We start from the raw sequence: 22,347 nt of genomic DNA on the forward strand, positions 1-22,347 counted from the left end.
AGGACGAAACCATGCACAAGTTCCGGGTGCCGGCGATCCTGTTCGCCACCGCGCTCGTCGCGGCGGCCTGCGGGTCCGACGGCGGTGGCGGGGGCGGCGGCGGGTCATCCGACGGCGGCGAGCTGAACCAGGTGCGCCTGGCGATCGACGGCGACGACTTCATGAACCAGCTCGCCTGGATGGTGGCCGACAAGGACTACTGGCCCGACCTCGGGTTCACCGAGCCGGCCGAGGTCTTCGCCACCGACGAGTACATCGCCGGCCTGGCCGGCGGCGACGTCTGGGTGGCGCAGGGCGAGAGCGACGTCATCTGGTCGGCCCTGGCCGAGGGCAGCGTGCCGATGAAGGTCATCGGCGTGGAGAAGGACGCCGAGGCGTACTTCCTCGGGATCCGCGCGGGCGTGGACCCGAACAACCTCGAGGGCCTGAAGATGAGCGGCGGCGCCGCCGGGGACCGCAACATCACCGTCGGCGAGGAGATGCTCGAGGGCCTCGGCGTCGACCCCGAGAGCATGGAGTGGGTGCAGATCGAGGGCGGCTCCGACGAGCGGCTGCAGGCCCTGCTCGCCGGGCAGATCGACGTCGCGGCGCTGCAGCCGCGGCACGTGCTGCCGCTGGAGGCCGAGGGCGGCCAGATGATCGTCCAGGAGTACCAGCGGGTGCCCCAGGAGGTCTGGGTCGTCACCGCCGAGACCATGGAGAACAACCGCGACGCGGTGTGCGCGTACCTCGAGGGCCGCATCGCCGCCAAGCAGTGGATCTCCGCGGGGCCGCAGTACACCGACAACCAGCAGGCCGCGCTCGACATCGCCGCGGAGTACGGCGAGGAGCCCAGCGAGGGCGACCTCGACGAGTGGCAGATCGAGATGGAGCAGAACTGGTCGCTCAACGGCGGTTCCCCGCTCGACACCTGGGAGACGTGGAACCAGGCCATGATCGACGCGGGCAACGTGCCCGAAGGCTTCGACTGGCGCGAGCACGTCGACTTCTCCTGCCTGACCGAGGTCCAGGAGAAGCTCGGCCTCGAGGTGGAGCCCGGCGAGGTCTGACCAAACCCCAGCGCCTCGGCGCCGGCCGCACGGACGCGGTCGGCGCCGAGTGCTGTCCGGGGCCGGAGGCGGTGGATCCTGTGCGCCGGGTGCCCTTTCGTCCGCCGGGAGAGGGCACTCCGCGCACATCACCGGCTGGAGCTCGCCGAGGAACCGCGACCGGAGTGCGTCGGGGCGGGGTCCCATCGACATCGGCGCTCTCGCACGCTTTCGGCCCCGAGGACGTGCGACACCGCCGATGTCGCACGGCGGGCGGGCGTCAGAGGGCGGTGCGCTCGGGGCCGGGGAGCTCCCGCAGGTTGGCGCGCAGGTCGGGGTGCGGGAAGAAGCAGACCAGCACGAGGTCCGACGTCCCCGAGGCGACGGTCGCGTGCGGCACCCCCGGTGGGACCACCACGAGGTCGCCCGCGGCGACGGCGGAGGGGACGTCGTCCTCCCAGGCCGTGCCGGTGCCGGACGCGACGTAGACCACCTCGGCGCTGTGCGGGTGCACGTGCGGCGTCCGCGGCCCGGGGGCGATGCGCACGACGCGCGCGCTCGCCCCCACGGCCAGGCCGGCCGGCATCGGGTCGGCGGACAGGCGACCGGGCAGCCGGACGTAGTCCAGCTGCCCGGCCCGGACGACGGGCACCGGCCGCTCCCCTACGCGACCTCGACGCCGGCCTTCTCGATGACCTCCTCCACGAGCACGGCCTCGCCGTTGCGCGCGGAGGACTCCAGCACCGCCCGGACGACGCCGAGCGCGCGCACCGCCTCCACGGCGCCGACCTCGACGGTCGCCCGGCCGCGGATCGCCAGCCCGAACTCCTCGAGCTGCTCGCGGAACATGTCGGTGCGCGGCAGCTCGACCTGCTGGCGCACCGACTCGCCGTAGAACTGCGACCTCAGCGACGACCAGTCGTCGGCCAGGTGCGAGTCGTCCCAGTGCGTGAAGTCGAGGTCGTACATCAGGTTGGCCTTCGTGCCGAGCAGGTTCATCGTGTAGACCCCCGGCGAGGCCCAGCCGGTGCCGATGTAGCCCAGCGGGCCGCTCTCGAACTCGAGGATCGCCATGACGGCGTCGGGCACCTCGGACCTCGTGTAGAGCTTGCGCGCGTGCGCGGTGACGCTCTTCACCGGGCCGAGGAGGAACTGCAGCGTGTCCGCGTGGTGCACGCCGAGCTGGATGAACGCCCCGCCCGGGCTCTTGTCCGCGTAGTAGCGCCAGGTCTGCGGGGTCAGCTCCAGCCCGCGCTCGTTGGAGAAGTTCGCCTCGGCCAGCGAGACGTCCCCGATCCGGCCCTCGTCGATCCAGCGCTTCATCTCGCGGTGGCCCGACAGCCGCCGCGAGCTGTGCCCGACGGCGAACACCTGCCCGGTGGCGGCCACCGCGGCGGCGATCCGGTTGGCGTCCTCCAGCGTGTGCGCGATGGGCTTGTCGGTGTAGACCGCCTTGCCCGCCTCCAGCGCCCGGGTGATCACGTCCATGTGGGTGTCGTTCGGCGTCGTGACCAGCACGCCCTCGACGCCCGGGTCGGCGAGCAGCTCCTCGTAGGACGACGCCGCGTGCGGCACGCCGAACTCCTCCTGGAACGCCGTCCGCTTGGCCTCGTCGCGGCTGAAGCAGCTGTAGAGCTCGACGGCGTCGCCGCGCTGGGCGCCGCGGGCGAGCACGCGGGCCCAGCGGCCGAGCCCGACAGATGCCAGCCGCACCCGGTCGCTGGTGGAGCCGTCCTGGGTCATGGGTCCTGCCTTCCGGAGCGTCGGATGTCGCGGGCGGCGAAGACGACGTCGAGGAGTTCCAGGACCCCGTCGGCGACGACCTTCGAGAAGGTGGCGGCACGCTCGGGCGTGGCCCACCCCGGGTTGCCGTACCAGCCGTCGGAGGCGAGCTCCGAGACGTCGGTGATGAAGCCGTACACCTCGTGCGAGCGGCGCATGGCGTCCATCTCCAGCGCGCCCGGCGGTCGGGTCGGCTCGCCGGCGCGCTCGGTCTTGACCAGCGCCGGGTCGTGGGCGAGCACCGCGAGGGTCTCGATGCCGCCGCCGTGGGTGAGCTCCCCGCCCTCGTCGCGGTAGAGCCGCTGCGCGACGTAGCAGGCCTGGGCGGCGACGAAGGTGCAGTCGAAGCGGTCCTGCAGGTCGGTGGCGACCGCGTTCATCGACGCGGTGTTGCCCTCGTGCCAGTTGACCAGCACGAAGGTCTCCACCCCCATGCGGACCAGCTCCGTGCAGACGTCGGTGAGCAGCGCCTCGAACGTCTCGCGGCGCAGCGTGACGGTGCCGGGGTGCCCGGCGTGGATCGGCGTCACCCCGTACGGCCCGAACGGCGCGTAGACGGCGTCGAGCCGGTCGGCGACCTCCCGGGCCACCAGCTCGGCGGCGAAGGTGTCGGTGCCGTTGGGCAGGTGCGGGCCGTGCTGCTCGATGCTGCCGATCGGCAGGACGGCGGTGCGCGAGCGGGCGACGGCCTCGGCCGCCTCCGGGCTCGTCATGTCGGCGAGGTCGTACCTCATGCCCGGGCTCCCCCTCCTCCGACCACGGGGTCGAGCAGCGGCTCGCCGCGCAGCAGGCGGGCGGCCTCCGCGGCGGCCTTGCGGCGCATGTCGGCCTCCGACTCGTCGGTGTACCAGGCCATGTGCGGCGTCAGCAGGACCTTCTCGGCCACCGGCGCGAACACCGCGGCGTCCACGGGCTCGGCCGGGTAGACGTCGAGCGCTGCCCGGCCCGGGCTGCCGGCGGCCAGCCCGGTGAGCAGCGCCGGCAGGTCGACCAGCGAGCCGCGGGCGGTGTTGACCAGCACGCTGCCCGGCTTCATCGCGGCCAGCTCGGCGGCCCCCAGCAGCGGCCGGCCCGACGGGTCGCCGGGCGCGTGCAGCGTGACGACGTCGCTGCGCTCCAGCAGCTCCTCCAGCGGCACGGCGGCCACGCCGTCCGCGGCCGGGACGTCGACGTACTGGTCGTGGGCGAGCACGGTGAACCCCAGCGCCCGCAGGTAGCCGGCCGCCCGGCGGCCGATGCGGCCGTAGCCGACGACGCCGGCGGTGGACGCGCTCGGCAGGTGCAGCGGCCGCAGCCCGGCCACGCCCCAGCCGCCGGCGCGGACCGCGCGGTCGGCCTCGGGCAGCCGGCGGAACAGCGCGAGCGCCGCGGCGACGGCGTGCACCGCCACCGCCTCGGTGCCGTAGTCGGCGACCCGGCCCACGGCGATGCCCCGCTCGTGGGCCGCGGCGAGGTCGATCGTGTCGACACCGATGCCGTAGCGGACGATCCCCCGGCAGCGCAGCCGGTCGAGGACGGCGGCGTCGAAGCGCGGGCGCGACCCGGCGAGCACCACCTCGGCGTCGGCGGCGACGGCGAGGACCTCCTCCGCGCTGCCGCCGTCGCCGAGCACCAGGGTCGCGCCGAGGGGGCCGAGGACCTCCTCCTCGATGCCCAGGTCGGCGTAGCGGGTGCCCAGCACCGCGACCGTCCGCGCTGTCACGCGCCTCACCTCCCGGACGACGACGGCGCCACTGTTGCCCAAACGATTGCGCACGTCAAGCACGGCCGCTGACGCGGGCTTTCCGGCCCGGCGCGTTCCCTCCTTGACAATCGCTGCGCATACGTTTGTATGGGCAGCGCCCGACACGGGAGCGCGGCAGAGGGGCCGCGCTCGGGGAGGGGACGCGATGGCGCACAACTTCTTGGTCCACGCACCGGACGACGTCGTCGGCGTCGCGGTGCGGGACATCGAGCCCGGGCCGGCCGTGCCCGGGAAGATCCAGTCCAACGGCCAGCCGCTGCAGCTCGACGTCCTCGACGCCGTGCCCCTGGGGCACAAGGTGGCGCTGCGGGACCTCGCGGCCGGTGAGCGGGTCGTCAAGTACGGCATCTCCATCGGCCGGGCCACCCGCGACATCCGGGCCGGCGAGCACGTCCACGTCCACAACGTCAAGGGAGAGCGCTGGGCATGAGCGCGGGACGCACCTTCTCCGGGTACCGCCGCGCCGACGGCCGGGTCGGCTGCCGCAACCACGTGGTCGTCCTGCCGGTCGACGACATCTCCAACGCCGCGGCCGAGGCCGTGGCCCGGGTGGTCCAGGGCACCATGGCCCTCCCCCACCCCTACGGCCGGCTGCAGTTCGGCCCCGACCTCGACCTGCACTTCCGCACGCTCATCGGCACCGGCGCCAACCCCAACGTCGCCGCCGCCGTCGTCATCGGCATCGAGCCGAACTGGACCAGGCGGGTCGCCGAGGGCATCGCCGCCACCGGCAAGCCGGTCGCCGCCTTCTCCATCGAGGGCCTCGGCGACCTCAAGATCATCGAGCAGGCGAGCCGGGCGGCCGTCCAGATGGTCCACGACGCGACGGCGCTGCAGCGGGAGGAGATCCCGCTCACCGACATGATCATCAGCACCAAGTGCGGCGAGTCCGACACGACGTCGGGTCTGGGCTCCAACCCCACGATCGGCCGGTTCGCCGAGCGGTTCAGCGGCGCCGGCGGCACGTTCTTCTTCGGCGAGACCTCCGAGCTCACCGGCGGCGAGCACATCGTCGCCGACCGGATCACCGACCCCGTGCAGCGGGAGAAGTTCCAGCGGCTCTTCGACGAGCACCAGCGGATCATCCTCGAGCAGGAGGCGGACCTGCTGGGCTCGCAGCCGACCGAGGGCAACATCGCCGGCGGGTTGACGACGATCGAGGAGAAGGCGCTCGGCAACATCCAGAAGATCGGCCAGGCCAAGATCGACGGCGTCCTCGAGATGGCCGAGGCGCCCACCCGCCGCGGGCTGCACTTCATGGACACCTCGTCGGCCGCCGCCGAGTCGGTGACGCTGTTCGCCGCCGGCGGCGCCGCGCTGCACCTGTTCACCACCGGCCAGGGCAACATCATCGGCAACCCGATCGTGCCGGTGCTGAAGCTGACGGCGAACCCGAAGACGGTCCGCACGATGAGCGAGCACATCGACCTCGACGTCTCGCCGCTGATCACCGCCGACATGACGCTGGACGAGGCGGCCGACCGCACCGAGGACATCGTCGTGGCGACGGCCAACGGCCGCTGGTGCGCCGCTGAGGTGCTGGGCCACAAGGAGTTCGTGCTCACCCGGCTGCACCGGACCGCCTGAGCTTGGGCGCAGAGCCGCTCGACCTCGTCGTCATCGTGGCGGCGATCGCCGCCGGCGCGTTCGTCAAGGGCGCGACCGGCGGCGGTCTGCCGCAGATCGCCATCCCGGTGATGGCCGTCTTCCTGGGGGTGGAGCACGCGGTGGTGGTGATGGCGATCCCCGGCGTGGTGGCCAACGGCTGGCTGGTGTGGACCCACCGCGCCGAGGCGGGCCGCACCCGCGACCTGCCCGGGTTGCTCGCGGCGGGCACGGTCGGCGCGGTGGCCGGCACCTTCCTGCTCACCTCGCTCGACGGCCGCATCCTCTCCGGCGTCCTCGCCGCGGTGATCGTCGGCTACATCACCGTGGCCCTGCTGCGCCCCGGCTTCACGATCCCCGCCCGGGTCACCCGGGTGGCCAGCCCGCCGGTGGGCCTGGTGGCCGGCGGGCTCCAGGGGGCCACCGGCATCTCCGGGCCGCTGGTCACCACCTGGCTGCACGGCTTCGGCCTGCCGCCGCGTGCCTACGTGTTCGCGGTCTCCTCGCTCTACCTGGTCTTCTCCGCCGTCTCGGCGGTCACCCTGGCCGCGGTCGGCCTGTACACGCCGGAGCGGCTGGGGCAGAGCCTGCTGGCGCTGCTGCCGATCCTGCCGTTCCTGCCGCTGGGGACGGCGGCCGCGCGCCGGCTCTCGCCGCGGACGTTCCAGCGCGTCGTCCTCGTGCTGCTGGCCGCGTCGGTGGTCTCCCTCGTGCACGACACCTTCAGCGGGGGCGGCGCGTGACCGGCAAGGTGGACGAGGTCGTCGCGCACTGGTACCCGCGCTTCCTGGCCAACGGCATCGACTTCTTCGACCTGCGGCGCACCCTCGCCGCCGTCGACGACTGGCCCGACTGGGCGCCGGCGTGGACGCAGGCCGCCGACCGCTACGAGGACCTCGGCCGCGCCGCGCTGGCCGCGGGGCACCGGGTGACCGCCGCCGAGCACCTGCGCCGGGCCGCGCTCACCCTGCAGTTCGCCTCGTTCGTGCTCACCGACGACCCGCCGCGGCGCGCGGCGCTGCAGGGCCGCATGGCCGCGGTCTACCGGGAGGCGGCGCCGTTGCTCGACCCGCCCGCCGTGCGGACCGTCGTCCCGTACGGCGAGGGCCGGGAGGTGGTCGGCTACCTGCGCGTGCCGCGCGGCGGCGGGCGCCCCGGCCTGGCCGTGCTGGTCCCCGGGCTGGAGTCGACCAAGGAGCAGTTCAGCACCTACGAGCCCTACTTCCTGCGCCGCGGGGTGGCGACCCTGTCGGTCGAGGGGCCGGGCCAGGGCGAGGGGGCGCGCTCCGCGCCGTTCCGCGACGAGCTCTACGGGACGGCGATGGCCTGCGTGGGCGAGGCGCTCGCCGGGCTCGCCGGCGTGGACGTCGGCCGGGTCGCCGTCGTCGGCACCAGCTTCGGCGGCTACCTGGCCCTGCGGCACGCGCCGCGGCTGCCCGGCCTCACCGCCGTCGTCGACATCGCCGGGCCCTACGACCTGCACGCGTTCGAGGACCTGCCCGGCGTGACGCGGGACGGCTTCCGCGAGTTCGTCGGGGCCGGCGACGAGGCGGCGGCCCGCGCGCTGCTGGCCGACGTCTCGCTGGACGGCGCGCTGGACCGGCTGCGCGTGCCGGTGCTGGTGGTCCACGGCGAGCAGGACCGGGTCATCCGGGCCGGGCACGCGCACCGCATCGCCGCCGCCCTCGGCGAGCGCGCCACCGTGCGGCTGGAGCCGGACGGCAACCACTCGTGCAACAACCTGGCCCCCGTCGTGCGCCCCGCGGTCGCCGACTGGGTCCGCGACCGCCTGGGAGGCACGTCATGACCGACGCCCTGCACCTGCGCACCGTCGCGCAGTCCGACCTCGGCGGCCACGGCGACGGCATGCAGGTGATGCGCGCCGGCGACGCCGTCTACGTCGGGCACTTCGGCCCGAGCGGCATGGGCACCAGCGTGCTGGACGCCTCCGACCCGACGCGGCTGCGCCTGGTGGAGCAGTGGCGGGCCCCCCACGGCAGCCACACCCACAAGGTGCAGGTGGCCGACGGGTTGCTGCTGGTCAACCACGAGCAGTTCCGCGGCGGCGACCCGTACAGCGCCGGCATGGCCGTCTACGACCTCGCCGACCCGTTCGACCCGCGGCAGGTCGGCTGGTTCGACTCCACCGGCAAGGGCGTGCACCGCATCGTGTGGGAGGGCGGCCGGTACGCCTACGTCTCCGCGATCCCCGAGGGGTTCGACGACCGCATCTGGGTGGTCGTGGACCTGGCCGACCCGCGCAACCCCGTCGAGGCCGGTCGCTGGTGGTGGCCCGGGCAGCACGTGGCCGCCGGCGAGGAGCCGACCTGGCCGGCCGGCAAGCGGTACGCCGCCCACCACGCGCTCGTCGACGGCGACCGCGCCTACCTCGGCTACGGCGACGCCGGCCTGGTGGTGCTCGACATCGCCGACCGGTCCAACCCGAAGCAGCTGGCCACGCTGAACTGGGAGCCCGGCGGCGACACCCACACCTGCCTGCCGCTGGCGGGCCGCGACCTGCTGGTGGTCACCGACGAGGTGGTCACCGACGGCCGCGCCGGCGAGCCGCACCACGTACGGGTCGTCGACGTGGCCGACCCCACCGCGCCCCGGGTGGTGGGGATCTGCCCGCCGCCGCCGGACGAGTTCTACGACCACGGCCTGCGCTTCGGCCCGCACAACCTGCACGAGAACCGGCCCGGCACCTACCGCAGCGCCACCCTGGTGTTCTGCACGTACTTCAACGCCGGGCTGCGGGTCTACGACGTCACCGACGCCGAGCACCCGGTCGAGGTGGCGCACTGGCTGCCCGACACGCCGCCGGGCCAGCAGGCGCCGCAGATCAACGACGTCTTCGTCGGCGCCGGCCACGACATCTGGGTCACCGACCGGGTCAACGGCGGCGTGTACCGGCTTGAGCCCGACGACGAGCTGGCCGGGCGCATGGCCGACGCGAGCCTGTGAGCATCGACGTCCACGCCCACTGCGTGCCGGTGGGCGTTCTCGAGACGCTGCGGGCCGAGGGCGGCCGGTACGGCATCGAGGTCGCGCAGGTCGACGGCCGGTGGGCGGCGACGATCGCCGGCCGGGTGCGCACCCAGCCGATGGTGCCGGGGCTGCTCGACCTCCCCCGGCGGCTGGCGGCGATGGACGCGACCGGCGTGGACGTGCAGGTGCTGTCGAGCTGGATCGACCTCGCCGCCTACGCCCTGGACGCGCCCGGCGGCGCCCGGTACGCGCGGATGTTCAACGAGGGGCTGGCGGCCACGGTCGCCGAGGCCCCGCACCGCTTCCGCGCGCTGGCCACCGTCCCCCTGCAGGCCCCGGAGCTCGCCGCCGAGGAGCTGCGCCGCGCCGTCACCACGCTCGGGATGGTCGGCGCGGAGATCGCGACCACCGTGGACGGCGCGGAGCTGGACGACCCCTCGCTCGAGCCGTTCTGGGCGTGCGCCGAGCAGCTGCGCTGCCTGCTCGTCGTCCACCCCTACGCCTCGCTCGCCGGCCGGCACGTCTCCCGGTACGGGCTGAACAACCTGGTGGGCAACCCCGCCGAGTCCACCATCGCCCTCGGGCACCTGGTGTTCGGCGGCGTGCTCGAGCGCCACCCCCGGCTGCAGCTGTGCGTGGTGCACGGCGGCGGCTTCGCGCCGTACCAGATCGGCCGCTGGGACCGCGCCTTCGCCACCGGCGCGCGTGGGGCCGCCGAGCACCTCACCCGCTCCCCCGGCGAGTGGCTGCGCTCGGTCTACTTCGACACGGTGCTGCACTCGGCGGCCTCGCTGCGGTTGCTGGTCGACGTCGTCGGCGCCGGCCGGGTGGTGCTGGGCAGCGACTACCCGTTCGTCATGGGCGAGCCCGAGCCGGTCCGCGCCCTGGCGGCGGTGGCCGGCCTCGACGACCGGGAGCGGCACGCGATCCTGCAGGGCAACCTCACCGCCGTGCTCGACGGGGTGCGCCGGTGAGCGGCCCGTCGTTCAGCGACGCCGAGCTCGCCGACCGCCGGCGGCGCCTGGACGCGGTCGCGCGGCGGCACGACCTCGACGCGGTCGTCGTGTACGGCGCCAACCGGTTCGGCAGCGCGGTGCCGTGGTTGACCGGCTGGCCGGTCACCCGCGAGGCGGTCGTCGTCCTGCGCGCCGGGCGGCGGCCGCAGCTGTTCGTCGGCTTCCCCAACCACGTGCCCAACGCCCGCCGGCTGGCCCGGGACGCCGACGTCGCCGGCACCGGCGAGCGCACCGAGGAGACCGTCGTCGCGGCGCTGCGCGCCGGCGGGCCGACGGCGCGGCTGGGCACGATCGGCCCGGTGCCGGTGCGGCTGCACGCGGCGCTCGCCGGCCTCGGCGCCGTCGTGCCGCTGGACGCCGACCACACGCGGCTGCGCAGCGTGAAGAGCGACGAGGAGCTGGCGGTGCTGCGGCACGCGGCCGCGCTCACCGACGACTCCGCGGCCGCCCTGGTCGCCGCCGCCGTCCCGGGCGCGACCGAGCTCGACCTGGTCGCCGCCGTCGAGGGCGCCTACGTGCGCACCGGGGCGACCAACCACATCCACTACGTCGCCGCCACCTCCATGGCCGACCCCGACCGGCCCGCGCCCGGCCAGTGGCCGACCGACCGGCGGCTGGAGCGCGGCTCGATCGTGCTGTTCGAGCTGTCCACGACCTGGGGCAGCGACTACCCGGGGCAGCTGCTGCGCAGCGTCACCGTCGAGGCCGAGCCGACGCCGCTGTACCGGGAGCTGCACGAGGTGGCCGAGGCGGCGCTGGCCGCGATCACCGCCCGGCTGCGCCCCGGCGTGCTGCCGGCCGAGCTGCTCGCCGCGGCCGACGTCGTCCTCGACGCCGGGTTCACCACCCTCGACGACCTGGTGCACGGCTTCGGCGGCGGCTACCTGCCGCCGGTGCTCAGCCACCGCGGCCCGGCGACCGGCGTGCACGCCGAGCCGCTGGCCGAGCGGATGACCGTCGTCGTCCAGCCGAACGTGGTGACGCCGGACCTGCGGGCCGGCGTGCAGACGGGCGAGCTGTTCGAGATCACCGCCGACGGTGCCCGCTCACTGCACGCCTTCCCGGCCGGCCTGCTGCGGGGCGGCCCGCGCTGACGCCGCCGGCGACCTCGGCGTCGCGCAACGGCGTCCAGCGGTCCAGGGCGGCGAGGACCGGGCCGTGCGGCAGCAACCGCAGCGCCAGGGCGCCCGAGCGGTAGAACGCCGAGTGGACGGCGACCCGCCGGTTGCGGTCCAGCGCGCGCACCGCGTGCCGGGCGACCGCCGCCGGGTCGTCCCAGAGCCAGCCGGGCGTCCGCGCCGCGGCCGCGGTCAGCCCCGCCGCCGCGACGAAGCCGGTGCGCACGAAGCCGGGGCAGGCCGCGGTGACCGCGACGCCGGACCGCCGGACCTCCACGTGCAGCGCCTCGGTGAAGGACAGCGCGGCCGCCTTGGACGCGGCGTAGGCCGCCATCGCCGGCCAGGGGGCGAACGCGGACAGCGAGCAGACCGTGAGCACGGCGCCGCTCCCCCGGGCCGCCATCGCCGGGACGAACCGGCCGCAGAGGTCCACGGCCGCCTCGACGTCGAGCCGGAGCTGCGCCACCAGGTCGGTCACCGGGACGACGGCCACGCGCCCCGGCCGCGCCGCGCCCGCCACGTTGCACAGCACCGCGACCGTCCAGCCGCGCTCCCGGACGGCGGCGGCCAGCAGCTCGCGGTCGGCCGGGTCGGTCAGGTCGCAGGGCAGCGCGGTGGCCGCGGTCCCGGCGCGCGCCAGCTCCGCGGCCAGCTCCTCCAGCCGCGCGCGGCGGCGGGCGACGAGGACGAGCTCGTACCCCCGCCGGCCGAGCTCGCGGGCCAGCTCGGCGCCGATCCCCGACGACGCCCCGGTGACGAGCGCGACCGTGCCCGGCTCGGGCGGCGGCAGCCACCCGGTGGCCCGCCCGAGACCCCGCGACGCGCGCCCGCGCACCGGGTCTGGGTAGCACCCGGCCCGACGCGCGGCAACGGATCCGGGCCCGGGGCGGCGGCTAGGTTGGGCTCCGATGGGTTCTGGAACGGGAGCGGCCGCCCTGATGGTGACGGACGGGCTGCTCGTGGGCTACGGCGGCAACCCGGTCTGCGCGCCGGTCGACCTGCGGGTCGCGCCCGGCCGGGCGGTGGCCGTCGTGGGGCCCAACGGGGCCGGGAAGTCGACGCTGCTGCGCACGCTCGCCGGGCTGCTCCCCCCGCTGGCGGGGACGGTGACCTTCGACGGGGCCGCGGTGGACGAGCGCCGGGCGGACTTCCGCCGGGACGTCGCCGCCGTCCTGGACGACGACGCCTTCTTCGCGGCGCTGACCGGCCGGGAGCACCTGCTGCTCACCGCCCGCGGGCACGGTGTGGTCGACGCCGACGCCGTCGTGGCCGCCGAGGTGGCGGCGTTCGGGCTGGACGACCGCATCGACACGCTGCCGTCCCACCTCTCCTCGGGGCAGCGGCGACGGCTGGCCCTCGCGGCGTCGTTCGTGCGGCCGGCCCGGCTGCTGCTGCTCGACGAGCCGGAGCGTCGCCTGGACCAGGGCATGCGCACGCGGCTGGGCACGCGGCTGGCGCGGCGGCGCGACGACGGGGCGGCCGTTGTGTTCGCCAGCCACGACGCCGGGCTGGTGGCCGCCCTCGCCGACGAGGTGCTCCTCGTCGACGACGACGCGTGCCGGCCGGCCGACCCGCAGGCCGCCGTCGCCTTCCTCGGCGCGCTGTGAGCTCGGCCGTCGGACCGCTCACCCGGGCGGGGAGCGCGCTCAGCGGGGCGGGCGTGCGCGCGCTCACCCGGCGGGCCGCCGCGGCCCGCGCCGAGACCTCGCTGCTGACCCGCCTCTGGGAGGCGGTGGGCAACCTGGCCTCGGCGGCGGTAGTGCTGGCGGTGGCCGCGGGCGTGCTGTCCTGGCTGCGCGAGCGCGTCGTCGCGGCGGCGGCCCCGGCCGGGGGCGCGGGGCTGCCGGCGGCGGCCGCCACCGCGGCGGCCGCCGTCCTGGCCCTCGCGGGGCTCGTGCTGGTGCTCGCCCGGCTCGGCCCGGTGAGCGCCACACCGGCCGCCGCGGCGTGGTGGCTGCCCCTGCCGGCCGACCGCCGGGGCCTGCTGCGCGGCGACCTGGCGCGCACCACGGCCGCCGTCGTCGGCGCCGCGCTGCTGCTCGCGCTGCCGGTGGCCCTCACCGTGCCGCCGGACCCGGCGGTCGGCACCGTGGCCGTCGGCCTGGGCTGGGCGGCGTCGGTCGCCGCGGCCGCGGTGGGGGCCGCGGCGCTGCTGCAGACGCGGGGGCGCGGCGGCGGGCCGGCTGCCGCCGCCGGGGCCGTCGCGGTGCTCGCCGCGGGAGCCGCCGCCGCGTGGGGCACGGCGGGGGCGCTCGGCCTGGACCCGCCGGTCGTGCCCGAGGTGCTCGCCCCGCCGTCGTGGACCCTCGGCGCGGTCGCCCCGCCGTCGTGGACCCTCGGCGCGGTCGCCGCGGCGGCCGCGGTTCTGCTGGTCGCCGCCGCCCGAGGCCTGGACCGGCTCGACGCCGGGCGGCTGCGCGCGCACGGGGTGACCGCGCAGTTCGCCGCGGCCTCGTTCCTCTCCCTCGACACCCGCGACCTGGGCCGGGCGCTCTCCGGCCGGCCGCGGGAGCCGCGGGCCGGGCGGCGGTTCCGCTGGGTCCGCGGTCCCCGGACGGCCGTGGTCGCCGGGGACCTGACGGGGCTGGCCCGGGGGCGCTGGCAGCTGGGCCAGCTCGCCGTCGCCGTCTGCGTCCCCGTGCTGGTGGCCCGCACGGAGGGGCTGGGTGCGATCCCCGTCGCCGTGTGGACCGCCTGCGTGCTGGGCTGGTCCCTCGCCGCCGTGGCGGCCGGACGGGCGGGCCGGGAGGCCCAGGCGGCGCCGGAGCTCGACCGGCTGCTCCCCCTGTCGGCCGCGGAGGCGGTCCGGGCGCGGGCGGTGGTCCCGCTGGTGCTGGGCACGCTGGTCTGCGGGTGCACCGGGCTGCTGCTCGGGGTCGGCACCGGGGGCCTCGGCGCGTGGACGCTGTTCGGTCTCGCGAGCGCGCCGGTCTGGGCCGCCGCCGCGCTGCGCGGCGCCTACCGCCCGGAGCTCGACTGGGCGGGGCCGGTCATGGCCACGCCCGTCGGTCCGGTCCCGGTCGGCGTCGGGGCCACCCTGGTGCAGGGGGTGGACGTCGGGCTCGTGGGCAGCCTCCCGCTGCTCCTGGCGCTGCTGCAGGGCGTGCCCGCTCCCGCGCTGGTGGCCGGGCAGCTGGGGTGGTCGCTCCTGCTCGCGGCGGGGGCGCTGGCGCTGCTGGCGCACCGGGCGGACGCGCCGGCCTGAGGCCGCTCGGCCCAGGTGGTCGGGGTGTCGACGACGTACCCCCGCCGCGAGGTGCGTCGTCCGGGACGGACCCCGGTGTCCGCGGCGACACCCTGCGACCGCTAGGAAGAGCGGCATGGCCGAGACCTTCCCCACCGTCGCCGAGCTCGCCGCCGAGGAGGCCGAGCTGCAGTTCGCCTCGTTCACCAACGACGACGCCTGGGAGCTCGGGTCGGCCCTGGTGGTTACCGCCCGCCGCGACCGGCTGCCGGTGGCGATCGCGATCAGCCGCAACGGCCACGGCCTGTTCAAGGCGGCGCTGACCGGCGCCACCCCCGACAACGACTCGTGGATCGAGCGCAAGACGCGGGTGGTGCACCGCTTCGGGCACAGCAGCCTGCTCGTGCGCCAGGCCAGCGTCGAGCGCGGCACCACCTTCGAGGAGGAGTTCGGGCTCGACCCGCAGCGCTACGCCGCGCACGGCGGCGCCTTCCCCGTCCTGGTGCGGTCGGTCGGCCCGGTCGGCGCCGTCGTCGTCTCGGGGCTGCCGCAGCTGGACGACCACCGCACGGTGGTCGCGGCGATCCGGGCGCACCTGGCGGGTCAGGCCGCCTGAGCCGCGGCGGCGCGGCAGCGGGCGATCCGCGCGCACCGGGCGATGCGGGCGGCCTCCACCTCCGGCACGGGCGGCAGCGGGGTGGTGCCCTCCAGCTCGTCGCCGTCGCGGGCGAAGCGGCCGCGCAGCGGCGCGGCCAGCTGCCGGACCCGCAGGTTGTGCGCGTCCATCAGCCACAGCAGCAACCGCACGCCGGCGTCGCCCGCGGCGACCCCGACGACGTCGACCAGCAGCCGGCCGATGCCCAGGCCCTGGTAGCCGTCGACCACCTCGAGGGCGATCTCGGCGATCTCCGGGTCGCGGGCGTCGCGGATGTAGCGGCCGATGCCGACCGGCTCGCCGTCGACCTCGGCCACCCAGCAGCCGTGCCGGTCGTGGTCGACGTCGGTCAGCGCGCGCAGCACGGAGGGCAGAAGCGCCGGCACCGGCGCCAGGAAGCGCATCCGCCGGGAGTGCGCCGACATCCCGTCGAACACCGCCTGGACCGGCCCGGTCTCGCCGTGCGCCAGCGGGCGGACGACCACGCGCGGCAGCGACAGCCCGCGCCGGTCCACGACCTCGAGCGCCGGCGCGCCGTCGGCGGCCGTCGTGAGCGTGATCATGTCGACCTCCTCCGCCCGGCCGACGGTGGGGTGCCGGGCTGCGGGAGAGGCTGCCGACGGCGTCTGTCGCGGACCTTCCGCGGCGCTGCCACCGCGCGGGGGCGCCGCGGAAGGATCGGGGAAGGCGCGACGGCCACCCTCCGGCCATGACCTCGCTGCTGCCGCTCCCCGTCCGCACCGGGACCGGTCTGCTCGCCGGTGCACGGGCGGCGGTGCCCTTCGTGGTGGGCCTCGCGCCCTTCGGGCTGACCGTGGGTGCCGCGGTGGGGGCCAGCGCCGACCCGGTCGCGGCGTGGGCCGGCACGCTGCTGCTCTACAGCGGCAGCGCGCAGCTGGCCCTGCTGCAGCTGCTCGCCGACGGCGCACCGGTGTGGACGGCGGTGCTGGCCGCGGCGCTGGTCAACGCGCGGCTGCTGGTCTACGCCGGCGCGCTGGCCCCGCTGTGGGCCGGGGCGCCGCTGTGGTCGAAGGTGCTGGGCGCGGCGACGGTGGTCGAGCCGACGTGGGCGGTGGCCGAGCAGCGCCGCCGCAGCGGGGCGCCGCCGGAGGGCGCGCGGACGCACTACGCGGGGGCGGCGATCGCCGTGACCCTCGGCTGGGGGGCGGCGGTCACGGCGGGCTCCGTGGTGGGCCGGGTCGACGGCGTCGCGACGCACCTCGCCGTCGCCGTGCCCCTGTGCCTGGTCGTGCTGGTCGTCCCGCACCTGCGGCTGCCGGGTGGGGTCGTCGCCGTCGTGGCCGGCGCCGGGACCGCGCTCGCGGTGCACGCCGTCGTGCCCGGGGCCGAGGTGCTCCCGGCCATGGCGGCGGCCGCGCTCGCCGGCGGGCTGGCGGGCGGCGCGCCCCGGCGGGCGCGGACGTGAGCGGCGTGTGGACCGCCGTCCTGGTCGTCGGCGGGCTCAGCCTGGCCTTCCGGCTGCTGCCGGTGCTCGCCGTCGCGCGGACCGGCCTGGGCGAGCGGAGCGCGCAGCTGCTGCGGCACGCCGCCGCCGGCGCCGTCGCCGCGCTGGTGGTGCCGGCGGTGGTCGGGGGCGGGACCGGCGGTGCCGACCCCGCCGTCCTCGTCGCCGTGGCGGTGGGCGGGGTGCTGGCCTGGCGCGGGCGGTCGATGGTGCGGGTCGTGCTCGCCGGTGGCTGCGCCTACGGGCTGGTGGCGGCCGCGGCCGCGCTGGTGTGAGCCGCGCTCAGGGCTCGACCAGGCCGGCACGCACCGCGTAGCGGGTCAGCTGGGTGCGGTCACGCAGCTCGAGCTTGGCGAGCACGTTCGCGCGGTGCCGTTCCACCGTCTTGACGCTGATGACGAGCAGGTCGGCGATCTCGCGGGAGGACCGGCCCTCGGCGATGAGCTTGACCACCTCCGACTCCCGGGCGGTGAGCAGGCTCTCGGGCAGGGGGCCGCCGGCGCGGGCGCCGCAGGTACTCGCGCAGCAGGGCGGTGAGCGCGCCGGCGCAGATGAACGGCTCGTCGCGCATCGCCGCGCGGCAGGCCTCGACCAGCTCGCGGTCGGCCACCGACTTGAGCACGTAGCCGCTGGCCCCCGCCTTGAGCGCCTCGAAGAAGTACTGGTCGTTGTCGTACATCGACAGCAGCAGGATCCGCGGCGGCGAGGGCCGCCGCGACAGCTCGCGCGCCGCCTGCAGGCCGGTCAGGCCCGGCATCGCGACGTCGAGGACCGCCAGGTCCACGTCGTGCACCCTCGCCAGGGCCAGCGCCTCCCGCCCGCCGCCGGCCTCGGCGACCACGGTGAGGTCGGGCTCGCTCTCCAGGATCAGCCGCACGCCGCGGCGGACCAGCGCGTGGTCGTCGGCCAGCAGGATCCGGGTGGGGGTCACGCCGAGCGCTCCAGCGGGACGAGCAGCTGCACGTCGGTGCCGCCCTCGGGGTGCGGCCGGATCGTGAGCGTGCCGCCGACGAGCACCGCCCGTTCCCGCATGCCGCGCATCCCCGCGCCCGGCGAGGCGTCGCCGACGCCCCGGCCGTCGTCGACCACCCGCAGCACCACGGCGTCGCCGGGCAGCGTGCGGGCCAGCGCGACCTGCACGTGCCGCGCGCCGGCGTGCCGGGCGACGTTGGTGAGGGCCTCCTGCGCCACCCGGTAGAGCACCAGCTCGGTCTCCGCGCCCAGCGGCGGGACCGAGGAGCCGAACGTCCGGCACACCTGCGCTCCGGTCAGGCGGGCGTGGTCGGTGACCAGCGAGGTGAGGGCGCTGACCAGGCCGAGGTCCTCGAGCACGCCCGGCCGCAGCCGGCGGGCCACCTCCCGCACCTCGTCGAGCGCCGCCCGGGCGGCCTCCTGGACCACCAGCACCTCGGGCGCCAGCCCGGGCGGCGCCTGGTCGGCGACGCGCCGCAGGCCGAGCAGCACCGCGGTCAGGCTCTGCCCGACCTCGTCGTGCAGCTCCTGCGCCACCCGCTGCCGCTCGGCCTCCTGGGCCGCCAGCGCCTGCCCCGCGCTCGCCGCCCGCTCCGCCTCCAGCCGGGCCAGCATCGCGTTGAAGCTGCGCACCAGGTCGGCGGCCGCGCCGTTGTGCGACTCCGGCAGCCGCTGCCCCGGTGTGACCGGGTCGACGTCCTCCATCAGCCGCCGCAGGCGGTCCAGCGGCACGAGCGTGGAGCGCAGCAGCGCCCCGTTGGCCAGCAGCATCACCGCGAGGCCGACGGCGAGCACCACCGCCTCGGTGGCCAGCACCGGGGCCGACACCGTGGCGGGGGACGCGGCGAGCACCGCCGTGCCGGCGGCGAACACCAGCCCGTTGATCAGGCACACCCGGGCGAACAGCGAGAGCCCCACCCCCGCAGCCTCCGGCACGACCGGCGCCCGGGGCCAGCACGCGGGGCGGAAATGGGGTCCGCCACCCATACCGGCGCCCGCGCCCGCGCGGAGAGGATCCGGCAGGTGCCGCACGATCCCGACGCCCTGGTCGTGCTGGGCGGCGCCCTGCTCGTCTGCGGCGTGCTCGCGCGCATCGGCGTCCCCGTCGGACTGCCCACCATCCCGCTGTTCATGCTGGCCGGCGTGCTGCTGGGCCCGCACACGCCCGGCTTCGACCTGGTGCGCGACCCGGCCGAGCTGGACCTGATCGCGCAGCTCGGCCTGGTGTTCCTGCTCTTCTACCTGGGCCTGGAGTTCTCCCTCGACCAGCTCGCCGCGGGCGGGCGGCGGCTGGCGCTGGCCGCCGCGGTGTACCTGGGCCTCAACGTCGGCGGCGGGCTGGCGCTGGGCCTCGCGCTCGGCTGGGGCGTGCGCGAGGCGTTCGTGCTGGCCGGGATCGTGGGCATCTCGTCGTCGGCGGTCGTCACCAAGCTGCTGGTCGAGAACCGCCGGCTGGGCAACCCCGAGACGCGGGTCGTCCTGGGGATCATCGTGCTCGAGGACCTGTTCCTCGCGCTCTACCTGGCGCTGCTGCAGCCGGTGCTCGGCGGCGCCGAGACCCCGCTGGAGGCGGTCCTCGGCATCGCCACGGCGTTCGGGTTCCTCGTCGTCCTGGCCGTCGTGGCCCGGCACGGCACCCGGCAGGTCAGCCGGCTGATCGGCACCAAGGACGAGGAGATCGTCGTGGTGCTCGCGCTCGGCCTGGCCATCAGCACCGCGGGGCTCGGCGAGCGGCTCGGCGTCTCCGACGCGATCGGCGCGTTCATGATCGGGCTCATCCTGGCCGCGACCCCCACGGCCAGGCGGCTGCGGTCGCTCACCCACCCGCTGCGCGACGGCTTCGGGGCGATCTTCTTCTTCCACTTCGGTCTCACCATCGAGGTCGACGACGTCGTCGACGTGCTGCCGCAGGTCCTGGCGGCCGTGGTCACCACGACCGTGCTCGCGGTCGCCGCGGGCGTGGTCGCCGCTCGCCTGCACGGTTTCGGCCGTGCCCGCGCCGCGACCATCGGGTTCACCGTGCTCACCCGCGGTGAGTTCTCGCTGGTGCTGGCCGCGCTGGCGGTGGCCGGCGGCCTCGACCCGCGGATCGGGTCGTTCGCCGCCGGCTACGTGCTGGTGCTGGGCCTCCTGGGGCCGCTGGCGGCCTCGGCCGCCCCGCGGCTGGGCCGGCTGCTCCCCCGCCGGCTGCTCCCGGCCGGGGACGACGGGCCCGGCCCGCGCCGCGCCGTGCCCCTGGACATGGACGTCGGGACCTCCTCGCTGCACGAGCTGGGCACCGACCTGCTGCAGGTGCGGGTGCTGCCCGGCTCGCGGCTGCACGGCGTCTACGTGAGCGAGCTGCGGCTGCCCGACGGGTCGACCCCCGGCCTGCTGTCCCGCGAGGGCCGCACCTTCGCCGTCGCCCCGCACACCCGGCTGCGCACCGACGACGTGCTGCTGGTGTTCACCGACCCGGCCCGGCGGCGGGCCACCGAGCAGCGCATCCTCGCGGTGCACCGCAGCGGCAAGCTGGCCCACTGGCTCGGTGACACCGGCTCGTGACGCGCGGGCGGGGTCAGCCGGACGTCCGAGGGCGCCGCGGCCGTGCCCGTGCCCGCGGTGTCCCGCCCGGCGGGCGCCGCGGTGGCTCGTCGCCGCCCGGTTCCTCGGCATCCTCCGCGACCAGCTCGTAGCGGCGGCCGTAGGTCTCGACCACCGCCTGGATCGCCGCCACGACCGGGATGGAGACCAGGGCGCCCAGCGCCCCAAACAGGGCGGCGCCGGCGATCACCGAGCCCAGCGCGACCGCCGGGTGGATCGCGACCGTGCGGGCGGTGACGCGCGGGCCGATCAGGTAGTTCTCGACCTGCTGGTAGACGGTGCCGAACACGACGACCCACAGCGCGTCGAAGGGGTCGACGGCGAGCGCGACCAGCGCCGGCAGGCCGATCGCGAGGTAGGTGCCGATCGTGGGGATGAACTGGGAGACCAGGCCGGTCCAGATCGCCAGCGGCAGCCAGAAGGGCACGCCCAGGAGGAGCAGCACGAGCGCGGTCACCAGCGCGCTGACCACGGCGAGGACCAGCCGCGAGACGACGTAGCCGCCGGTCTTCTCCACCGCGATCTCCCACACCGTGGAGATGACCCGCTGCTGCCGCGGCGGGAAGCGGCGGGCGACGCTGCGGCGCAGCGCCGGCGCCTGCGCGGACATGTAGTAGGCGAACAGCAGGAAGGTGAACGTCTGGAACACCGCGCCGATCAGCGTGGTGACGACGCCGACGAGCCCGGGTGTCAGGTCCTGCGCCAGGTCCTGGATGCGCTCGGGGGTCAGCTGCAGCGAGTCGACGACGTCCTCGGGCGCGAGGTCGGCCTCGAACGTGCGGTTGGCCCACTCGACGACGTCGCGGACGACGTCGGGCAGCGACCGCACGAGGGCCGCCACCTGGTCGACCAGCAGCGCCCCGAAGGCGGCGAAGAAGCCGACGGTGAGCACGACCAGCCCGAACAGCACGATGCCGGTGGCCGCGCCCCGGCGCACGCCCCGCCGCACGAGCGCGTGCACCGCCGGCTCGATGCTGATCGCGAACAGCCAGGCGAGGAAGAGCAGCCCGAGGAAGCCGCGCAGGTTCGTGAAGGCCCAGACCCCGACCTGGTAGGCCGCGACCGCGGCCACGACGAGGAGGACCGCGCGGCGCAGCCACGGCGGCTCCCGCCGCGCGGCCGCCTGCTCGGCCCCGTCCGCTGCGTTGCCCGCCACGGCGGCACGGTAGAGGCCCGGTCGGCGCGATGGCAGGGGGCGCGCCCGCGCGTCACCGGGGCGGGGGAAGCGCCGTGATCATCGGCTCGTCGCCGCCGACACGGGCCGACGCGCCGATCGGGACGGCGACGAGCCGGTGATCACCCGGCTCCGGCCGCCGTCCGGGCCCGGAGCGCGCTGACCAGGTGCTCGGTGCGCGGAACGGCGATCCCGTGCCGGGCGGCCGCCCGGAGCACCGCTCCCCCGATCGCCTCCAGCTCGAGCGGCCGGCCCGCCTCGGCGTCACGCTGCATCGACGAGCGCATGCCGGCCGGCAGCCCGGCGAAGAACCCGACGACGCCGTCGGGGTCGACCGGCACGCCCTCGGCCCGCGCCACGGCGGCCACCTCTCCGACGACGCCGGCGACGTCGTCGGGGCGGCGGTCGCGGACCTCTCCCACCGGCGCCGCCTCGTACGTGGTGAGCAGCGCGAACGGGGCCAGGAAGGCGAGCTTGCCCCAGAGCGCCGCCCGCTCGTCGTCGACCACGGTGGTGTCGACGCCCGCGGCGCGCAGGTCGCCGGCCAGCTCCTCGGCGCGGTCGCGCAGCGCCGCTGGTGGGGCGAGCTCGGCGCGGGCGAACGGGCTGTCGTGGCGGACCTCCCCCGGAGCGACCCGGCTGGCCTCCACCCGGATCGTGCCGGCCACCACCGCGGCCCGCGGGTAGCGCTGGCGCAGCACCGCCATGTGCTCGACGCCGTTGAGGAACGGCACGAGCAGCGCGCCGCCGAGCACCTCGGGCGGCACGCGGTCGAGCGCGGCGTCGAGCTGCGTCGCCTTGACCGTGACCAGGCAGGCGTCCACCGGTGCCTCGAGCCGCTCCGCGGCGTCCACCCGGACGGCGAAGTCGCCGAGCAGGCCGCTGCGCACCCCGATGCCCCGCTCCCGCAGCACCGCGGCGGTCCGGGCCCCGGCCAGGCAGGTCACCGCCGTCCCCCGCCGGGCGAGGGCCGCGGCCAGCAGCCCGCCCACCCCACCCGGGCCGAGCACCGCGACGGCGTCCACGGCCGGCA

Annotated in this window: 24 protein-coding genes and 1 pseudogene; 14 read left to right on the top strand and 11 right to left on the bottom strand. The window is 76.3% G+C overall.

What is annotated here, in order from left to right; all coding sequences use genetic code 11:
- Positions 1–11 precede the first annotated feature (11 nt).
- Positions 12–1,049 carry an ABC transporter substrate-binding protein gene (locus ACI78S_RS07625; RefSeq protein WP_456971808.1) on the top strand — a complete coding sequence of 346 codons (1,038 nt, stop codon included), beginning with the start codon at positions 12–14 and terminating at the stop codon, positions 1,047–1,049.
- Positions 1,050–1,308: 259 nt separating this feature from the next.
- Here the strand turns inward: ACI78S_RS07625 and ACI78S_RS07630 are convergent, their stop codons facing one another.
- Genes ACI78S_RS07630 through ACI78S_RS07645 form a run of 4 tightly spaced genes read right to left on the bottom strand, consistent with a single transcriptional unit; the run spans position 1,309 to position 4,512 of the window.
- The gene (locus ACI78S_RS07630) at positions 1,309–1,680 is read right to left on the bottom strand and encodes a cupin domain-containing protein (RefSeq protein WP_456971810.1); all 372 of its coding nucleotides are present in this window, start codon (positions 1,678–1,680) and stop codon (positions 1,309–1,311) included.
- Between the two features lie 11 nt (positions 1,681–1,691).
- Positions 1,692–2,771, bottom strand: a complete 1,080-nt coding sequence (locus ACI78S_RS07635; protein ID WP_456971812.1) for a Gfo/Idh/MocA family protein — start codon at positions 2,769–2,771, stop codon at positions 1,692–1,694.
- Positions 2,768–3,544: a creatininase family protein gene (locus tag ACI78S_RS07640; protein WP_456971814.1), complete on the bottom strand. Its 777-nt coding sequence runs from the start codon at positions 3,542–3,544 to the stop codon at positions 2,768–2,770. Before ACI78S_RS07640 ends, ACI78S_RS07635 begins: the two co-directional genes overlap by 4 nt.
- On the bottom strand, positions 3,541–4,512 hold the full coding sequence (locus ACI78S_RS07645) for an NAD(P)-dependent oxidoreductase (RefSeq protein WP_456971816.1): 972 nt from the start codon (positions 4,510–4,512) through the stop codon (positions 3,541–3,543). Before ACI78S_RS07645 ends, ACI78S_RS07640 begins: the two co-directional genes overlap by 4 nt.
- 187 nt (positions 4,513–4,699) lie before the next feature.
- Here ACI78S_RS07645 and ACI78S_RS07650 point away from each other — a divergent pair, with 187 nt between their 5' ends.
- From ACI78S_RS07650 to ACI78S_RS07680, 7 genes are read left to right on the top strand one after another with little or no spacing between them, the layout of a single operon-like run.
- The gene (locus tag ACI78S_RS07650) at positions 4,700–4,984 is read left to right on the top strand and encodes a UxaA family hydrolase (RefSeq protein ID WP_456971818.1); all 285 of its coding nucleotides are present in this window, start codon (positions 4,700–4,702) and stop codon (positions 4,982–4,984) included.
- The gene (locus ACI78S_RS07655) at positions 4,981–6,141 is read left to right on the top strand and encodes a UxaA family hydrolase (RefSeq protein ID WP_456971820.1); all 1,161 of its coding nucleotides are present in this window, start codon (positions 4,981–4,983) and stop codon (positions 6,139–6,141) included. The genes ACI78S_RS07650 and ACI78S_RS07655 overlap by 4 nt, the downstream gene beginning before the upstream one ends.
- A 2-nt stretch (positions 6,142–6,143) precedes the next feature.
- Positions 6,144–6,902: a sulfite exporter TauE/SafE family protein gene (locus ACI78S_RS07660; protein ID WP_456971822.1), complete on the top strand. Its 759-nt coding sequence runs from the start codon at positions 6,144–6,146 to the stop codon at positions 6,900–6,902.
- Entirely contained in the window at positions 6,899–7,966 is a 1,068-nt protein-coding gene (locus ACI78S_RS07665) for an alpha/beta hydrolase family protein (RefSeq protein ID WP_456971824.1), read from the top strand. Before ACI78S_RS07660 ends, ACI78S_RS07665 begins: the two co-directional genes overlap by 4 nt.
- On the top strand, positions 7,963–9,123 hold the full coding sequence (locus ACI78S_RS07670) for an LVIVD repeat-containing protein (protein ID WP_456971826.1): 1,161 nt from the start codon (positions 7,963–7,965) through the stop codon (positions 9,121–9,123). Before ACI78S_RS07665 ends, ACI78S_RS07670 begins: the two co-directional genes overlap by 4 nt.
- Positions 9,120–10,121, top strand: a complete 1,002-nt coding sequence (locus ACI78S_RS07675; RefSeq protein ID WP_456971828.1) for an amidohydrolase family protein — start codon at positions 9,120–9,122, stop codon at positions 10,119–10,121. Before ACI78S_RS07670 ends, ACI78S_RS07675 begins: the two co-directional genes overlap by 4 nt.
- Complete coding sequence (locus tag ACI78S_RS07680; protein ID WP_456971830.1) at positions 10,118–11,257, top strand: M24 family metallopeptidase; 1,140 nt, start codon at positions 10,118–10,120, stop codon at positions 11,255–11,257. The genes ACI78S_RS07675 and ACI78S_RS07680 overlap by 4 nt, the downstream gene beginning before the upstream one ends.
- Here ACI78S_RS07680 and ACI78S_RS07685 read toward each other — a convergent pair.
- Positions 11,190–12,116 carry an SDR family NAD(P)-dependent oxidoreductase gene (locus ACI78S_RS07685; protein WP_456971832.1) on the bottom strand — a complete coding sequence of 309 codons (927 nt, stop codon included), beginning with the start codon at positions 12,114–12,116 and terminating at the stop codon, positions 11,190–11,192. The two genes, ACI78S_RS07680 and ACI78S_RS07685, sit on opposite strands and share 68 nt — an antisense overlap.
- Positions 12,117–12,189: 73 nt before the next feature.
- Here ACI78S_RS07685 and ACI78S_RS07690 point away from each other — a divergent pair, with 73 nt between their 5' ends.
- The 3 genes from ACI78S_RS07690 to ACI78S_RS07700 all read left to right on the top strand — a co-directional run bounded on the left by ACI78S_RS07690 (position 12,190) and on the right by ACI78S_RS07700 (position 15,081).
- Entirely contained in the window at positions 12,190–12,888 is a 699-nt protein-coding gene (locus ACI78S_RS07690; RefSeq protein ID WP_456971834.1) for an ABC transporter ATP-binding protein, read from the top strand.
- Between the two features lie 53 nt (positions 12,889–12,941).
- Entirely contained in the window at positions 12,942–14,486 is a 1,545-nt protein-coding gene (locus tag ACI78S_RS07695) for a DUF6297 family protein (protein ID WP_456971836.1), read from the top strand.
- A 115-nt stretch (positions 14,487–14,601) separates the two neighbouring features.
- Complete coding sequence (locus ACI78S_RS07700) at positions 14,602–15,081, top strand: heme-degrading domain-containing protein (RefSeq protein WP_456971838.1); 480 nt, start codon at positions 14,602–14,604, stop codon at positions 15,079–15,081.
- Here the strand turns inward: ACI78S_RS07700 and ACI78S_RS07705 are convergent.
- Positions 15,069–15,683, bottom strand: coding sequence for an N-acetyltransferase family protein (locus tag ACI78S_RS07705; protein WP_456971840.1), 615 nt, complete (start codon positions 15,681–15,683; stop codon positions 15,069–15,071). The genes ACI78S_RS07700 and ACI78S_RS07705 overlap by 13 nt on opposite strands.
- Positions 15,684–15,829: 146 nt before the next feature.
- On the opposite strand from ACI78S_RS07705, the gene ACI78S_RS07710 reads away from it, so the two are divergent.
- Positions 15,830–16,546 carry an AzlC family ABC transporter permease gene (locus ACI78S_RS07710; RefSeq protein ID WP_456971842.1) on the top strand — a complete coding sequence of 239 codons (717 nt, stop codon included), beginning with the start codon at positions 15,830–15,832 and terminating at the stop codon, positions 16,544–16,546.
- A complete protein-coding gene (locus tag ACI78S_RS07715; RefSeq protein ID WP_456971844.1) occupies positions 16,543–16,860 on the top strand; it encodes an AzlD domain-containing protein in 318 nt (105 codons plus the stop codon). Before ACI78S_RS07710 ends, ACI78S_RS07715 begins: the two co-directional genes overlap by 4 nt.
- Before the next feature lie 7 nt (positions 16,861–16,867).
- On the opposite strand, the gene ACI78S_RS07720 is transcribed toward ACI78S_RS07715, so the two are convergent.
- From ACI78S_RS07720 to ACI78S_RS07730, 3 genes and pseudogenes are all read right to left on the bottom strand, one after another.
- Positions 16,868–17,038 (bottom strand): response regulator transcription factor, encoded by a 171-nt coding sequence (locus ACI78S_RS07720; protein WP_456971846.1) that lies wholly within the window; start codon positions 17,036–17,038, stop codon positions 16,868–16,870.
- 187 nt (positions 17,039–17,225) lie between these two features.
- A pseudogene (locus ACI78S_RS07725) lies at positions 17,226–17,516 on the bottom strand (response regulator); the annotation flags it as partial.
- A complete protein-coding gene (locus tag ACI78S_RS07730) occupies positions 17,513–18,475 on the bottom strand; it encodes a HAMP domain-containing sensor histidine kinase (RefSeq protein WP_456971848.1) in 963 nt (320 codons plus the stop codon). The pseudogene ACI78S_RS07725 and the gene ACI78S_RS07730, both read right to left, overlap by 4 nt.
- A gap of 105 nt (positions 18,476–18,580) precedes the next feature.
- Between ACI78S_RS07730 and ACI78S_RS07735 the strand changes: the two genes are divergently transcribed.
- Complete coding sequence (locus tag ACI78S_RS07735; RefSeq protein WP_456971850.1) at positions 18,581–20,101, top strand: cation:proton antiporter domain-containing protein; 1,521 nt, start codon at positions 18,581–18,583, stop codon at positions 20,099–20,101.
- 13 nt (positions 20,102–20,114) lie between these two features.
- Here the strand turns inward: ACI78S_RS07735 and ACI78S_RS07740 are convergent, their stop codons facing one another.
- Both ACI78S_RS07740 and ACI78S_RS07745 read right to left on the bottom strand, forming a co-directional pair.
- Positions 20,115–21,296, bottom strand: coding sequence for an AI-2E family transporter (locus ACI78S_RS07740; protein ID WP_456971852.1), 1,182 nt, complete (start codon positions 21,294–21,296; stop codon positions 20,115–20,117).
- A gap of 140 nt (positions 21,297–21,436) precedes the next feature.
- Positions 21,437–22,339, bottom strand: a complete 903-nt coding sequence (locus ACI78S_RS07745; RefSeq protein WP_456971854.1) for a ketopantoate reductase family protein — start codon at positions 22,337–22,339, stop codon at positions 21,437–21,439.
- Between the last annotated feature and the right edge of the window lie 8 nt (positions 22,340–22,347).

It is taken from the genome of Geodermatophilus sp. SYSU D00815, assembly GCF_054050035.1.